This window comes from Paracoccus kondratievae, assembly GCF_009301415.1.
Classification (GTDB): Bacteria; Pseudomonadota; Alphaproteobacteria; order Rhodobacterales; family Rhodobacteraceae; genus Paracoccus; species Paracoccus kondratievae.
The window spans coordinates 460,143-474,014 of sequence record NZ_CP045072.1 but is presented as its reverse complement, the minus strand read 5'-3'; the positions used below and the strand labels follow the sequence as shown (position 1 = coordinate 474,014).

15 protein-coding genes are annotated in these 13,872 nt (G+C 61.5%); 10 read left to right on the top strand and 5 right to left on the bottom strand.

Annotated elements, in window-relative coordinates; all coding sequences use genetic code 11:
* Positions 1-96 precede the first annotated feature (96 nt).
* The 9 genes from F8A10_RS02415 (at position 97) to ureG (ending at position 5,856) form a co-directional block, all read left to right on the top strand.
* Positions 97-903: an urease accessory protein UreD gene (locus F8A10_RS02415; RefSeq protein ID WP_152366609.1), complete on the top strand. Its 807-nt coding sequence runs from the start codon at positions 97-99 to the stop codon at positions 901-903.
* Positions 904-916: 13 nt separating this feature from the next.
* Positions 917-1,219 carry an urease subunit gamma gene (locus tag F8A10_RS02410; RefSeq protein WP_085501288.1) on the top strand — a complete coding sequence of 101 codons (303 nt, stop codon included), beginning with the start codon at positions 917-919 and terminating at the stop codon, positions 1,217-1,219.
* Positions 1,220-1,228: 9 nt separating this feature from the next.
* On the top strand, positions 1,229-1,777 hold the full coding sequence (locus F8A10_RS02405) for a HupE/UreJ family protein (RefSeq protein ID WP_152366608.1): 549 nt from the start codon (positions 1,229-1,231) through the stop codon (positions 1,775-1,777).
* Positions 1,774-2,082, top strand: a complete 309-nt coding sequence (locus tag F8A10_RS02400; protein WP_010392995.1) for an urease subunit beta — start codon at positions 1,774-1,776, stop codon at positions 2,080-2,082. The genes F8A10_RS02405 and F8A10_RS02400 overlap by 4 nt, the downstream gene beginning before the upstream one ends.
* A 10-nt stretch (positions 2,083-2,092) precedes the next feature.
* On the top strand, positions 2,093-3,793 hold the full coding sequence (gene ureC / locus F8A10_RS02395; RefSeq protein ID WP_010392998.1) for an urease subunit alpha: 1,701 nt from the start codon (positions 2,093-2,095) through the stop codon (positions 3,791-3,793).
* A 121-nt stretch (positions 3,794-3,914) separates the two neighbouring features.
* Complete coding sequence (locus F8A10_RS02390; RefSeq protein ID WP_010393001.1) at positions 3,915-4,136, top strand: hypothetical protein; 222 nt, start codon at positions 3,915-3,917, stop codon at positions 4,134-4,136.
* A gap of 19 nt (positions 4,137-4,155) precedes the next feature.
* A complete protein-coding gene (locus F8A10_RS02385; RefSeq protein ID WP_152366607.1) occupies positions 4,156-4,611 on the top strand; it encodes an urease accessory protein UreE in 456 nt (151 codons plus the stop codon).
* Positions 4,571-5,245 carry an urease accessory protein UreF gene (locus F8A10_RS02380; protein WP_152366606.1) on the top strand — a complete coding sequence of 225 codons (675 nt, stop codon included), beginning with the start codon at positions 4,571-4,573 and terminating at the stop codon, positions 5,243-5,245. Before F8A10_RS02385 ends, F8A10_RS02380 begins: the two co-directional genes overlap by 41 nt.
* Positions 5,242-5,856: an urease accessory protein UreG gene (gene ureG, locus F8A10_RS02375; RefSeq protein WP_085501291.1), complete on the top strand. Its 615-nt coding sequence runs from the start codon at positions 5,242-5,244 to the stop codon at positions 5,854-5,856. Before F8A10_RS02380 ends, ureG begins: the two co-directional genes overlap by 4 nt.
* A 10-nt stretch (positions 5,857-5,866) precedes the next feature.
* Here the strand turns inward: ureG and F8A10_RS02370 are convergent, their stop codons facing one another.
* The 4 genes from F8A10_RS02370 to recA form a co-directional block, all read right to left on the bottom strand.
* Positions 5,867-6,661, bottom strand: a complete 795-nt coding sequence (locus F8A10_RS02370; RefSeq protein WP_010393007.1) for a class II glutamine amidotransferase — start codon at positions 6,659-6,661, stop codon at positions 5,867-5,869.
* 67 nt (positions 6,662-6,728) lie between these two features.
* Positions 6,729-7,019, bottom strand: coding sequence for a DUF1330 domain-containing protein (locus F8A10_RS02365; protein ID WP_152366605.1), 291 nt, complete (start codon positions 7,017-7,019; stop codon positions 6,729-6,731).
* Entirely contained in the window at positions 7,016-9,673 is a 2,658-nt protein-coding gene (alaS, locus tag F8A10_RS02360; RefSeq protein WP_152366604.1) for an alanine--tRNA ligase, read from the bottom strand. Before alaS ends, F8A10_RS02365 begins: the two co-directional genes overlap by 4 nt.
* 229 nt (positions 9,674-9,902) lie before the next feature.
* Positions 9,903-10,973 carry a recombinase RecA gene (gene recA / locus F8A10_RS02355; RefSeq protein WP_010393014.1) on the bottom strand — a complete coding sequence of 357 codons (1,071 nt, stop codon included), beginning with the start codon at positions 10,971-10,973 and terminating at the stop codon, positions 9,903-9,905.
* A 235-nt stretch (positions 10,974-11,208) separates the two neighbouring features.
* Here recA and F8A10_RS02350 point away from each other — a divergent pair, with 235 nt between their 5' ends.
* Positions 11,209-11,793, top strand: coding sequence for a sulfotransferase family protein (locus F8A10_RS02350; protein ID WP_010393016.1), 585 nt, complete (start codon positions 11,209-11,211; stop codon positions 11,791-11,793).
* A 7-nt stretch (positions 11,794-11,800) separates the two neighbouring features.
* Here F8A10_RS02350 and F8A10_RS02345 read toward each other — a convergent pair whose 3' ends face one another.
* Positions 11,801-13,849, bottom strand: coding sequence for an ATP-binding protein (locus F8A10_RS02345; protein ID WP_152366603.1), 2,049 nt, complete (start codon positions 13,847-13,849; stop codon positions 11,801-11,803).
* Positions 13,850-13,872 lie beyond the last annotated feature (23 nt).

Here is a 13,872-nt window from a genome sequence, read left to right as displayed (position 1 = left end):
GCATTTCGCGCAGAAACGGGATCATGCTGGCAAAACTGGTCCGTTTTCTTGCACTCATCACCCGCCTTTGCCGATGCTTCAGGCAAAGAGGCCCCGATGTTGCATCAGACGATCTCCTGCCAGTTGCCCCGCGCACAAGGCCAGATTCGCGCAGACTTCGCCCTTGGCGGCGGCGCGACCCGGCTTGCGCGGCTGCATCAGTCAGGCAGCGCCCGGGCCATGTTGCCCCCGGCAGCAGGTTGCGAGCTGGTGCTGCTGAACACCTCGGGGGGGCTGACCGGCGGCGACCGGATCGAGATCTCCGTCACTCAGGGGCCCGGCACACATCTGGTCGTAACGACTCAGACGGCAGAGCGCGCCTATCGCTCGGTCACCGGTCGGGCGCGGGTCAGCGCGCACTATACGGTTGCTGATGGGGCTCATCTGGACCTGTTGCCGCAAGAGACGATCCTTTTCGATGGTGCCGCGCTTGTCCGTGAACAAGAGGTGACGTTGACCGGCTCGGCAACCTGCCTTTGGGCCGAGGTGCTGATCCTTGGCCGCGCCGCCATGGGCGAAACCGTGACCCGTCTGGATCTTAGCGACCGCCGCCGCATCAGCCGTGACGGACGTCCGGTCTTTGTCGAAAACCTGCGCCTGACCGACCGGGCACTGGCCGCAACCGGCCCGGCGATGCTGGGGGGCTGCCGCGCCTTTGCCACGCTGGTTCTGGTCGCCCCCGATGCCGCTGACCGGCTGGAACGCGCGCGCCTGGCAATGGGTCCAGAGGGCGCCGCCAGCGCCTTTGACGGCAAACTTGTGGCACGGCTGATGGCCCCCGACGGGTGGGAGCTGCGTCAGGCGCTGATGCGTCTGATCCGGGCGATCCGGCCCGGCCCCCTGCCCCGCGTCTGGCAAAGCTGAAGGAACCCCCAGGATGAACCTGAGCCCCCGCGAAAAGGAAAAGCTGCTGATCTCGGTCGCCGCCATGGTGGCGCGCGCCAGGTTGACCCGCGGCGTCAAACTGAACCACCCCGAGGCAATCGCGCTGATCTCGGATTTCGTGGTCGAGGGCGCGCGCGACGGCCGTTCGGTCGCCGATCTGATGGAGGCCGGAGCCCATGTCATCACCCGCGATCAATGCATGGAGGGCATCGCCGAGATGATCCACGCCGTGCAGGTTGAGGCCACATTCCCGGACGGCACCAAGCTTGTCACCGTCCATAACCCCATCCGCTGAGAGGCTGCCATGAAACGTGTTCTTCCCCTGCTGCTGATGCCGACCGCGGCGCTGGCCCATCCCGGTCATGCCGGCCATGTCTCGCCCTTTGCGGCTGGCTGGGCGCATCCCCTGGGCGGAACCGATCACGTGCTGGCTATGGTGGCGGTTGGGCTTTGGGCTGCAACCGCACGCGATCCGCGCGGTATCTGGGCGCTGCCTCTTGCCTTTGTCGGGGCGATGGTCGCGGGCGGCGCGCTGGGGGCGGCGGGGATCGCCCTGCCCGCGGTCGAGCCGATGATCCTGGCCTCGTCAATCATCCTGGGGCTGGCCGTGGCGCTGGCCCTGCGCCCGTCGCTGACCTTTGCCCTGCCAGCGGTGGCACTGTTCGGGTTGATGCACGGCCATGCCCATGGTGCCGAGGGACCGGCGTCGGGTCTTGTCGCCTATGCAGCAGGCTTTGTGCTGGCAACAACGGCGCTGCATCTGGCCGGCATCGGCCTTGGCCGGCTGGGGGCAAGCCGGTTTCTTGGCGCGGCCACGGCGGCGGCGGGCGTCGCGCTGGCGGTGATGCCATGATCCCGGGCGAGATCTTTCCGGCCGGGGGCGAGATCACGCTGAACGCCGACCGTCAGGCGATCACGCTGATGGTCGCCAATACCGGCGACCGCCCGGTACAGGTCGGCAGTCACTTCCATTTCGCCGAAACCAATCCCGGCCTCGACTTTGATCGCACGGCGGCACGGGGCATGCGTCTGGATATCGCTTCGGGGACTGCTGTCAGGTTCGAACCCGGCCAGCGCCGCGAGGTGCGGCTGATCCCGCTTGCCGGCCGGCGCGAGGTCCATGGCTTCAACAGCGCGGTCATGGGCCCGCTGGATTAGAGAGGATATCATGGCGCTTACCATTTCCCGCCGCGATTATGCGCAGATGTACGGCCCGACTACCGGCGACCGTCTGCGTCTGGGCGACACCGATATCATCATCGAGGTCGAGCGCGACCTGACCATCTATGGCGAAGAGGTCAAATTCGGCGGCGGCAAGGTGATCCGCGACGGCATGGGGCAAAGCCAGGCCAGCCGCGCCGATGGCGCCATGGACACCGTCATCACAAATGCGCTGATTCTTGACCATTCGGGCATCTACAAGGCCGATATCGGGCTGCGCGACGGTCGCATTCACGGCATCGGCAAGGCCGGCAACCCCGACACCCAGCCCGGGGTGACCCTTGTGATCGGACCGGGCACCGAGATCATCGCGGCCGAAGGGCGCATCGTCACTGCTGGCGGCATGGACGCCCACGTCCACCTGATCTGTCCCCAGCAGGTCGAGGACGCGATCGCCTCGGGCATCACCACCATGCTGGGCGGGGGAACGGGGCCCGCACACGGCACCCTTGCCACCACCTGCACCCCGGGTCCTTGGCATATCCGGCACATGCTGATGGCGATGGATTCGGTGCCGGTAAACATGCTGATCTCGGGCAAGGGGAACGCCTCACGCCCAGAGGCGCTTGAGGAAATGGTCCGCGCCGGTGCGGCGACGCTGAAACTGCACGAAGATTGGGGCACCACCCCCGCCGCCATCGACTGCTGCCTGACCGTCGCCGATGCCATGGATGTGCAGGTCACGATCCATACCGATACGCTGAACGAATCAGGCTTTGTCGAACATACGCTGGCGGCGATCAAAGGCCGCACCATCCACGCGTTCCATACCGAGGGCGCGGGGGGCGGCCATGCGCCAGATATCATCCGATTGGTCGGCGCGCCGAATGTCATTCCCAGCTCGACCAACCCGACCCGGCCCTTTACCGCCAATACGGTCGAAGAGCATCTCGACATGCTGATGGTCTGCCATCACCTCGACAAGCGCGTGCCCGAGGATGTGGCCTTTGCCGAAAGCCGCATCCGCCGCGAAACCATCGCGGCCGAGGATATCCTGCACGATATGGGCGCCTTCTCGGTGATCTCGTCCGATAGCCAGGCCATGGGCCGGGTGGGCGAGGTGGTCAGCCGGACCTGGCAGACCGCGCATAAGATGAAGCTGCAACGCGGCCGTCTTGACGAGGAAACCAGCCAGAACGACAACCTTCGCGCCCGGCGCTATGTGGCCAAATACACCATCAATCCCGCCATCGCCCATGGCATCGCACATGAAATTGGCAGTATCGAGTCAGGCAAGCGCGCCGATCTGGTGCTTTGGGATCCCGCCATGTTTGGCGCCAAACCCGAGATGGTGCTGATCGGAGGCATGATCGCATGGGCGCAGATGGGCGACCCGAACGGCTCGATCCCTGTGCAACCCATGTATATGCGGCCCATGTGGGGGGCGATGGGCCGGGCACGCCATGCCTCGGGCGTCACCTTCGTCAGTCAGGCCGGGCTTGATGCCGGTTGCGCCAAAGACATGCAAAAATCCGTCGTCGCCATTCGCCACACGCGCGGCATCGGCAAGGCCGACATGCGGCTGAACGACGCGACCCCTGAAATCGAGGTCGATCCCGAAACCTATGAGGTGCGCGCCAATGGCGAATTGCTGGTCTGCCAGCCTGTCACAGAGCTGCCACTGGCGCAGAGATATTTCCTTTTCTGAGAACCCTTTACGTCGCCGCTGCAATGCAGCATTGCAAAAGACGCCATGGCCATGAACGCAAAAATCAGCTATGTTCGCAGTCAGGGGAGGAAGCCATTCGCCAATAACGAAAGGGTTTCCCATGACGACAACCACAACCAACCTTTCTTCGCCCCGCCTTCCGGCCAAGCTCGATGCATTCCTGAAATGGCTTTCGCGCGGGACCGAAGCATATATCGAGAAACATTCGCGCCGCGCCGAGATCGAGGCGCTGGAGGCGAAATCCGACGCAGAACTGGCCCGCATGGGTCTGACCCGCGACCGGATCGTTCATCACGTTTTCAGCGACCGCATCTGGTTCTGACAAACCGGGGGGCGCAGCAATGATCGCGCCCCAAACCCTGCGCGCCGTCGCGGTGGTCCGCAACGCTGACTGTGCCGACGATACTGTGGCCCTTGATTATGAGGGCCGCTTTCTACGCCGCAAGCGCATGACTTCGCGTAGCGGGCTGTCCTTTCTTGCCGATCTGCCCGAAACAGTCAGCCTTGACCCCGGTGACGCGCTGCAGCTTGAGGACGGGCGGCTTATCGGCGTCGCCGCCGCGCTGGAGCCCTGTCTGCGTGTCGAGGGACCGTTGCCCCGTCTCGCCTGGCATATCGGCAACCGCCACACCCCCTGCCAGATCAACGCCGATCACCTGCTGATCCGGGCCGATCATGTGCTTGAAGCCATGCTGCGCGGTCTTGGCGCACGGGTGACACCAACGATGACTGCCTTTGCCCCCGAAGGTGGCGCCTATGGTCACGGTCGCACCATGGGCCACGACCACGCGCATTGATATGACCATGCCAGACCGCCTGTCGCTGATCCAATGGCTGTCCCCGGCTTTTCCGACCGGCGGCTTTGCCTATTCACATGGGTTGGAGCAGGCGATGGCCGAGGGGCTGCGCAACGCTGACGGGGTGGCCTCGTGGGTTGCGGATGTACTGCGCCACGGTGGGGGATGGATCGACGCGGTCCTTTTGGCGCTGGTCCTGCGCGGTGAGGACGCGGATCAGCTTACCGATCTGGCCCGCGCGCTGGCCAGCTCTGCCGAGCGGCTGGCCGAGACAATGGATCAGGGTCGTGCCTTTGCCACCACTGTCGCAGCACTGACAGGCCGGTCACAGCCTGAACGGCCGCTGCCCGTCGCAATCGGCGAGGCAGCCCGACACCTTGCCCTGCCCGCAGCAGAAATCATCGCCCATTACCTGCACGCCTTTGCTGCCAACCTGATCGCTGGCGCGACGCGCTTTCTGCCACTGGGTCAGGTTCAGGCACAGGCGGCGCTGGCCCGTCTGCATCCGCTTATCGCCACTCTGGCGCGCCAAGCCGCGACCGCCGGACGCGACCGGCTGGAAGGCTGCTGCTTTAGCGCCGATCTGGCGGCGATGCGCCATGAAACCCTTGATGTGAGGATTTTTCGCACATGACCAACGGCCCTTTGCGCGTCGGCATCGGCGGTCCCGTCGGTGCTGGCAAAACCACCCTGACCGAGCAGCTGGCCCGCGCCCTCGCGCCGCGCCTGTCGATGGCGGTCATCACCAATGACATCTACACCCGCGAGGATGCCGAGGCATTGATGCGCGCCCAGGTTCTGCCGGCCGAGCGTATCCGCGGGGTCGAAACCGGAGGCTGCCCGCATACCGCGATCCGCGAGGATGCGAGCATCAACCTAGCGGCTGTCGCCGACTTGCGCGCCGCCTTCCCGGATCTGGAGCTGATCTTGATCGAGTCGGGGGGCGATAACCTAGCCGCGACCTTTTCGCCCGAACTTGCCGATCTGACCATCTATGTCATCGATACTGCCGCCGGACAGGACATCCCGCGCAAGCGGGGCCCGGGGCTCGCGCGTTCAGATCTGCTGGTGGTGAACAAGACCGACCTTGCCCCGCATGTCGGCGTCGATCTGGCGCTGCTGGAAAGCGATGCGCGCAAAGCCCGGGGCGAGCGTCCCTTTGTCATGGCCGAGCTGCGCCATGGCCGGGGCGTACAGGAAATCGCCCGCTTTCTCGCCCATGAGGGCGGGCTTGCGTTCAGCTGATCAGTCTCGCTCAGGCAGCGGCGCGCAGCGGTCCGGGACGAAAGGGCGTAATCTCGACCTCGGCCCCCTCAAAGGTACAAAAGCTTTGCGCGGGGACCTCAAGCCAATCGGTTTCGTCGCTTTCCAACGGTTCTGAAACCACTGCTCGGCCACCACGGGTGCCTGACCAGCGATGATACAGTGTCGGCGCGTGCTCGTCGCTCGCGTAGCGCAGCGCATATAGCCGCTGCCCATCGGCAAAAGCGGCAGTCAGCCGCACATGCGGCGTCGTGCCCCTTGCACGCGCCAAGGCTTCGAATTTCGCGGTTGCGCGCGCCATGGCCCCGGCGGGGTCGTCGTCCAACCCCTCGCCCAAAGCCATCAGGAACAGCGCCTCGCTGTCGGTTGCGCCCTTGCGGTGGTGGTACAGCTCATCCGGAATCAACACCTCGGCATGGCGGCGATAGCTGTCATAGCCGCCGAACTGGCCGTTATGCATAAAGCTCCACCTGCCGACGACAAAAGGGTGACAGTTGTTACGGCTGGTCGCCGTCCCGGTCGAGGCCCGGACATGGGCAAGAAACAGATGTGATTTCACCGTCGCAGTCAGGCTGCGCAGGTTGCTGTCCGACCAGGCCGGCATGATGTCGCGATACAAGCCCGGCTCGGCCCGCTCTCCATACCACGCGATACCGAAACCGTCAGCATTCACCGGGGTATGACAGCGCGTCGCCCCGTGACTTTGCCGGACCAGCGAATGACCGGGCCGACAGATGACATCCTCAAGATAGATCGGACTGCCGAGATAGGCTGCCCACCTGCACATTCCCTGCCCCTTTCAACGTCTTTTTTCAAGCGTTAGCACGAAAGGGGCGGGAAATCATCCAAAAGTCTCAGGCCGGGTTCTCTTCTACGATCACAAGGTCGCGCTCTGCTGCGCCTTTGGCGTGCTCCAACGCGGCCTGATACTCGGGGGAATTGTAACAAGCCACGGCCGCCTCAAGGCTGGGAAAGCGCGCCACGACGTTGCGGGCACGCTCTTTGCCCTCAAGCTGCATATAGCGCGAGCCACGCGCCAGAAACGCCCCGCCATGCGCAGCGATCGCCGGCCCGGCAAGTTGGGCATAGCGGCCATAAGCCTCAGTGTCGGTGACATTCACATGGGCGATCCACAGCGCAGTCATGCCTTTTCTCCGATCAGGGTCTCGATAGCGTTGATGGCGGCATCTGCCGCCGCAAGGCTGGGCGCACCGCCTTGGGCGCGGTCAGGGCGACCACCGCCGCCCTTGCCGCCAAGTGCAGCAGTCGCGGCCTGCACGAGTTCGACGGCGCTGATCCGGTCAGTCAGATCACCAGTCACACCCGCTGCAACGGTCGCCTTGCCTTCAGCCTCGGCCAGCACAACCACTGCACCCGAGCCCAGCCGGGATTTCAGCTCATCAACCAGCGGCCCCAGCTCCTTGCCGGAGACACCTTCGACCCGACGGGCGATCAGCTTGATACCGTTGATTTCCTTCGGCGCCTCAGCTTCACTGCCACCCATGGCCAGTTGACGCTTAAGCTGTGCAACCTCGTTTGCCAAAGCCTTGCGTTCATCAGCCAGCGCCCGGACCTTGCTCACCACATCACCGGCCTGCGCCTTAACGATACCGGCAATCTCGCCCAGCTCGCCATCGACGCGGCGCAACTCGTCCATCGCGGCCTGACCGGTCAACGCCTCGATCCGGCGCACACCGGCGGCCGAGGCCGTCTCGCTGGTCAGGACGAACATCCCGATATCGCCCGTGCGCGCGACATGAGTGCCGCCGCAAAGCTCCAGCGAATAGGTTCGGCCATTCGCGCCCTTGCCCGAGCCCTCAAGCTCACCCATGGCAACGACACGCACTTCATCGCCATATTTTTCACCAAACAGCGCCTGGGCGCCCAACTCGCGCGCCTCATCCGGGGTCATAATCCTGGTTTCAACCGGCGTATTCTGGCGGATGTATTCGTTCACCTCGCGTTCAACACGAATGATCTCTTCAGGGGCCAGAGCCTTGGCGTGGCTAAAGTCGAAACGCAGTCGGTCAGGCGCATTCAAGCTGCCACGCTGCGCGACATGTTCACCCAACGCGCGACGCAGCGCCTCATGCAGCAGGTGGGTGGCCGAGTGATTGGCGCGAATAGCACTGCGCCGATCATGGTCAACCGAAAGCTGCGCGCCCTGACCACACTGGATCGAACCCAGTGTAACCTCGGCAATATGGATGAAAACACCGCCCGATTTCTTGGTGTCGGTCACGCGAGCCGCGCCGGTCTCGGTCTTGATCAGACCGGTATCGCCAACCTGACCACCGGACTCGCCATAGAAGGGCGTCTGATTGACGACGATCTGCACCTGCTGACCCTCTGCGGCGCTGTCAACGGCCGTCCCTTCCTGAACAAGGGAAAGGATCTGTCCCTCGCTGATTTCGGTGTCATAGCCCAAGAATTCGGTCGCGCCATGTTCTTCGGCAATGTCGAACCAGATCGCGGCATCTTTCGTTTCACCCGAACCGCTCCAGGCAGCGCGGGCCTTAGCCTTCTGCTCGGCCATAGCAGCGTCGAAACCGGCCGTATCCACGGTCCGACCCTTTTCACGCAGCGCGTCCTGCGTCAGATCCAACGGGAAGCCATAGGTGTCGTAAAGCTTGAACGCAGCTTCGCCCGGCAGTTCGCTCCCCTCGGGCAGCTTCGAAAGCTCCTCATCCAGCAGCCGCAATCCGCGGTCGAGCGTCTGTTTGAAACGGGTCTCTTCCAGCTTCAATGTCTCCTCGATCAGCGATTGTGCGCGACCGAGCTCGGGATAGGCTGCGCCCATCTCGCGCACCAGCGCAGGGACCAGACGGTGCATCACCGGATCCTTGGTACCCAACATGTGGGCGTGGCGCATCGCGCGGCGCATGATCCGGCGCAGGACATAGCCCCGCCCTTCGTTCGAGGGCATCACGCCATCCGCGATCAGGAAACTGGTCGAGCGCAGGTGATCGGCAATGACGCGGTGATGAACCTTACCGGGCCCATCAGGATCGTTCGAGGTTGCATGTGCGCTAGCCTCGATCAGACTACGCATCAGGTCCGTGTCATAGTTGTCGTGCTTCCCCTGCAGCAGCGCGCCGATCCGCTCCAGCCCCATGCCGGTGTCGATCGACTGCATCTCCAGCGCGCGCATCGAGCCGTCCTCGAACTGCTCGTTCTGCATGAAAACGAGGTTCCAGATCTCGATAAACCGGTCACCGTCCTCGTCAGCCGAACCGGGCGGGCCACCCCAGATCTGATCACCGTGATCATAAAAGATCTCGGTGCAGGGGCCGCAGGGGCCAGTCGGACCCATCTGCCAGAAGTTGTCCGAGGTCGGAATGCGGATAATCCGGTCATCCGACAGGCCAGCAACCTTTTTCCAGATATTCGCGGCCTCGTCGTCGGTATGATAGACAGTGACCAGCAAGCGATCCTTGGGGATGCCGAAATCCCTAGTCAAAAGCTCCCAAGCGAAAGGAATGGCGCCTTCCTTGAAATAGTCGCCGAAGCTGAAGTTCCCCAGCATCTCAAAGAAGGTATGGTGCCGGGCAGTATAGCCTACGTTATCGAGGTCATTGTGTTTGCCGCCCGCCCGGACACATTTCTGTGCCGTGGTAGCACGCTTATAGTCCCGCGTTTCGACACCCGTGAACAGGTTCTTGAACTGCACCATGCCCGAGTTGGTAAACATCAACGTCGGGTCGTTGCGCGGCACAAGCGGGCTCGACTCGACAACGCGATGACCGTTGCGTTCGAAGAAGTTCAGAAAGGTCGAGCGGATATCGTTCAAGCTGGGCATGTGGGGCCTTCATCGCAAAGCGGTTCACCGGGGCAGAGCCGGTTTGGCGCACGGTCTATCCCCAGCCATGGCGGCTGTCCAGCAATCCTGCGCGGCTCGAAAGACATCTGCCCCCACGAAATCCACGAGGAAGAGAGTGCCGTAAAGTGGGCGCGTGACGAATGACAAATAGCGAAATGGCAATCGGTTGTCAGTCATCACGCCCTCATCGGAAGCATCAGGCTCCCGATCACTCGTCAGCCATCACCTCGTCACCATCTTCCGCGACCCCGAAATCCAAGCCATGGCTCGCGCGAATCTTGTCTTCGATGGCATAGGCAACATCAGGATGATCGCGCAGATATTGCTTGGCATTCTCACGACCTTGGCCGATGCGCTCATCGCCATAGGAATACCAAGAGCCTGATTTCTCGACAACACCTGCCTTGATCCCCAGGTCAATCAGCTCACCGACTTTGGAAATACCTTCGCCATACATGATGTCGAATTCGACCTGACGGAAGGGCGGTGCCACCTTGTTCTTGACCACCTTGACGCGGGTGGTGTTGCCGATCACCTCGTCACGATCCTTGATCGCACCGGTGCGGCGGATATCCAATCGCACCGAAGCATAGAATTTCAACGCATTGCCGCCCGTGGTGGTCTCGGGGTTCCCAAACATAACACCGATCTTCATCCGGATCTGGTTGATAAAGATCACCATGCAGTTGCTGCGTCCGATGCTTGCAGTCAGCTTGCGCATGGCCTGGCTCATAAGCCGGGCCTGACTGCCCATCTGCATATCACCCATATCGCCTTCGATCTCGGACTTGGGCGTCAGCGCTGCCACCGAATCGACCACGACAAGGCTGACCGCACCCGAACGCACCAGCGTATCGACAATTTCCAACGCCTGTTCGCCGGTATCGGGCTGGCTGATCAGCAGATCATCCAGATTCACGCCCAGCTTCTTGGCGTACTGAGGATCGAGCGCATGCTCAGCGTCGACAAAGGCACAAACGCCGCCTTTTTTCTGCTCTTCAGCCACGACATGCAGCGTCAGTGTGGTCTTGCCCGAACTTTCGGGCCCAAAGACCTCGATTATCCGCCCCTTGGGCAACCCTCCGATCCCCAGAGCGATATCGAGCCCCAGGGAGCCGGTCGAGGTCGCCTCGATCTCAGCCACCGGACTATCGGCACCCAGCCTCATGATCGAGCCCTTGCCGAATTGCCGTTCGATCTGGGCCAGGGCGCTATCCAGCGCCTTTTGCTTGTCTGCGGATCGCTTGTCGTTCATGTCAAAAAGTGTTGCCCCTGCCATGCGGTCCTCTTGCTTATTTCACACCCCGCCATCCGGGGCAATCTGCGCCTACCGCCATTTTGTTCACGGCTTGTTCTTATTTGCCCCTCATCGCTGCAAAAGGCAAGCCTTCGTTTGCGAATCAAGCATCACCAATGATCTGCATAGTTAGGGGAAAAGGATTAAGAGGCCGTTTACAGCCGAATGGCAAATGTCTATCGCAGCCCTCATGTCAAGTGGTCAGGAGTGTTAAGAAATGTTGATATTCTGGGAAAAACGCCTGGTTTTCCTGGCCACACCCAAGGCTGGCTCGACAGCCATCGAAGCCGCTTTGGAGGGGTTGGCTAACCTGGCGGTTCAACGCCCTGCAGAGCTGAAACACACCAACCTACGCACCTATCGGCACCATATCGAGCCTTGGTTGCATTCGATCACCGGCGAAAAATTTACCACCATCGCCCTCATGCGCGAACCGATCAGCTGGCTGCAAAGCTGGTATCGTTTTCGCCTGCGCGATGATGGGGATGACCCTGATCATACCATGATCGGGATGAGCTTTGCAGACTTCGCCGCTGCTTATGCTGATCCTGCGGGATCAGCAATTGCGCAGGTCGGAACTCAGAGCGACTTCCTGACAACCACAATTGACCGGGTTGATCGCATCTTTCGCTATGAGGAAATCGAAAGCTTTACCCATTTTCTTGAAGATCGGCTGGACTGCGGGATCAGCCTGCCGCGTGTCAACGTACCTCCCGCCGTGGATGTCAGCCTTAGCCCCGGGCAAGCAGAGCAGTTGCGGCGGGTGATGGCAGATGACTTTGCCCTCTATGCCTCATTGTGATGCCCACTCATTCATCCCGACGCTGGTCTCCCAATTGCCGTGTGACCAACGCAGTCAGGTCTGACAGAGAGAATGGCTTGGCAAGGAAGGCTGCATCCGGTACGGGCGGGCGTCCTTCAGAAAAGATATCTTCGGTATAGCCCGACATGAAGATCACCTTGGTGTCAGGCCTGTCGCGTAAAGCAGTGCGCACCCAGGCGGGACCGTCCATTCCCGGCATAACTACATCAGTGACGAAGACGTCAACGATCAACCGCTCATCTGCCAACAGGGACAATGCATCCTCGGCACAGGCTGCCTCAAGCACCTTGAACCCTTGTAGTTTCAATGCGCGGCTTGCGAAAGAACGGACCGGCGCTTCGTCTTCGACAAGCAGAACAGTCGCTTCAAGCTCGCGCAAAGGTCGAATGGGGACCACAACAGGAGGCGACGTCTTTTCAAGCTCATGTCGATCATGCGCGGGAAAAAACAGCGAAAAGCTGCTGCCCTCTCCAAGCATGCTATCACAGAAAATATAGCCTCCTGTCTGTTTTACGATCCCATATGCGGTCGAAAGGCCCAGACCAGTGCTTTCACCGACGCGCTTGGTGGTGAAAAACGGCTCGAAAATCTTTACCAAATCATCCGGAGCAATCCCGCAACCCTGATCGCGTACCTGAACGCGTACATAATCACCGGCTGGAAGAATGGCGCGCCCGAACTCGGCCTTGGTTTCAAGTCGGACATTGTCGGTAGAAATATTGATGTCGCCGCCGTCCGGCATGGCATCCCGGGCATTTACCACCAGGTTCATAATAACCTGCTCCAGCTGGCGGCGATCTGCGCGGATCATCCGCAGGGCAGGATCATGGTCAAAGGTCAGCACCACCCGTTCGCCCACCAGCCGATTTAGCAGATGCGTCAGATCCGAAAGCGTATCCCGCAGGTCCATGATCTGCGGCTTGAGCGTCTGCTTGCGGGAAAATGCCAGCAACTGGCGCACCAGCGCCGCAGCACGATTGGCGTTCTGGCTTATCTGGTCGAGGTCGGCATAATCCGGATCAGCCTTGTCATGACGCAGCATCAGCAGGTCGCAATGCCCTGTGATCGCAGTCAACAGGTTATTGAAATCATGGGCAATACCTCCGGCAAGCTGACCGATCGCCTGCATCTTCTGGCTTTGAACAAACTGGGCCTCAAGCGTCTTTAGCGCACTTGCATCAGACAGAACGGCCGTGACGTAGTCACCCCGCGCCCGCGTCAATGTGAGCTGCACGAAACGATCCGGCCCGTCAGCTTTGACATGCAGGACCTCAGAGCCGCCAACCGTTCTGCCCGCACAAACGTCAGAAACCCAGTCGCCGATCTCACGTCCCAGACCATCGAGCAGAATGGAAAGTTTCTGGCCCAGAAGCTGCCCACCCAGCAGATTGCGGGCCGCGGCATTGGCGCGGATGATATTTCCTGTCGGATCCAGAACAATAAGGGCGACAGGCAGTGAGTCGAAATCGTCGTGATCGCTGCCCAGGACTGCAGGCGGGGGGGTAACCGAACGTTCGCAGGCAACAGCCTGCCACAGCCGGATTTCGGATCTGGTCCTGCGGGTCACCGTGTATTCGCAACCATTGCCCAGATCTGCCCGTATTCTGCCGCGGCGAGACAGCCTGATGGTAAGATCGCTCCACATCCTTTCCGGATCAGCGTGGCTACGCCCCAACACCTCATGAATTCGGCACCCCACCAGATCGCCGAACCTGTCCAGCGCTTCTTGATTCTGAGCCAGGATCAAACCCGCCGCATCGGTAGCCATGGCGGGCTGTTCATGCTGGTGGATGGCTGGCAATACATCGTCCAGATCACGCTTTGCGACCAGAGCACGGCCGATATGGCGCGCCGAAAGAATACCGGCAAGAAGATACCAGGCCATGATCACGGCACCCGCGCTGATCAGGACCAAGCCGCCCTCCCGCCAATGCGGGTATATTGCCAGCCACAAGGCGCCGATCACCATGGGCAGTGTCAGAAAGGGCAGCACGATACGTGCCGAACGCAAGCTTTCCGTACGTTCCGAACTCATTACTCTTCTCGCGACTTATCCGG

Coding starts and splice junctions, on each gene's coding strand:
- F8A10_RS02410 (WP_085501288.1), top strand. CDS start 917: ATGAACCTGAGCCCCCGCGAAAAGGAAAAGCTGCTGATCTCGGTCGCC.
- F8A10_RS02350 (WP_010393016.1), top strand. CDS start 11,209: ATGTTGATATTCTGGGAAAAACGCCTGGTTTTCCTGGCCACACCCAAG.
- F8A10_RS02415 (WP_152366609.1), top strand. CDS start 97: ATGTTGCATCAGACGATCTCCTGCCAGTTGCCCCGCGCACAAGGCCAG.
- recA (WP_010393014.1), bottom strand. CDS start 10,973: ATGGCAGGGGCAACACTTTTTGACATGAACGACAAGCGATCCGCAGAC.
- F8A10_RS02405 (WP_152366608.1), top strand. CDS start 1,229: ATGAAACGTGTTCTTCCCCTGCTGCTGATGCCGACCGCGGCGCTGGCC.
- alaS (WP_152366604.1), bottom strand. CDS start 9,673: ATGCCCAGCTTGAACGATATCCGCTCGACCTTTCTGAACTTCTTCGAA.
- F8A10_RS02370 (WP_010393007.1), bottom strand. CDS start 6,661: ATGTGCAGGTGGGCAGCCTATCTCGGCAGTCCGATCTATCTTGAGGAT.
- F8A10_RS02345 (WP_152366603.1), bottom strand. CDS start 13,849: ATGAGTTCGGAACGTACGGAAAGCTTGCGTTCGGCACGTATCGTGCTG.
- ureC (WP_010392998.1), top strand. CDS start 2,093: ATGGCGCTTACCATTTCCCGCCGCGATTATGCGCAGATGTACGGCCCG.
- F8A10_RS02365 (WP_152366605.1), bottom strand. CDS start 7,019: ATGACTGCGCTGTGGATCGCCCATGTGAATGTCACCGACACTGAGGCT.
- ureG (WP_085501291.1), top strand. CDS start 5,242: ATGACCAACGGCCCTTTGCGCGTCGGCATCGGCGGTCCCGTCGGTGCT.
- F8A10_RS02380 (WP_152366606.1), top strand. CDS start 4,571: ATGGTCACGGTCGCACCATGGGCCACGACCACGCGCATTGATATGACC.
- F8A10_RS02400 (WP_010392995.1), top strand. CDS start 1,774: ATGATCCCGGGCGAGATCTTTCCGGCCGGGGGCGAGATCACGCTGAAC.
- F8A10_RS02385 (WP_152366607.1), top strand. CDS start 4,156: ATGATCGCGCCCCAAACCCTGCGCGCCGTCGCGGTGGTCCGCAACGCT.
- F8A10_RS02390 (WP_010393001.1), top strand. CDS start 3,915: ATGACGACAACCACAACCAACCTTTCTTCGCCCCGCCTTCCGGCCAAG.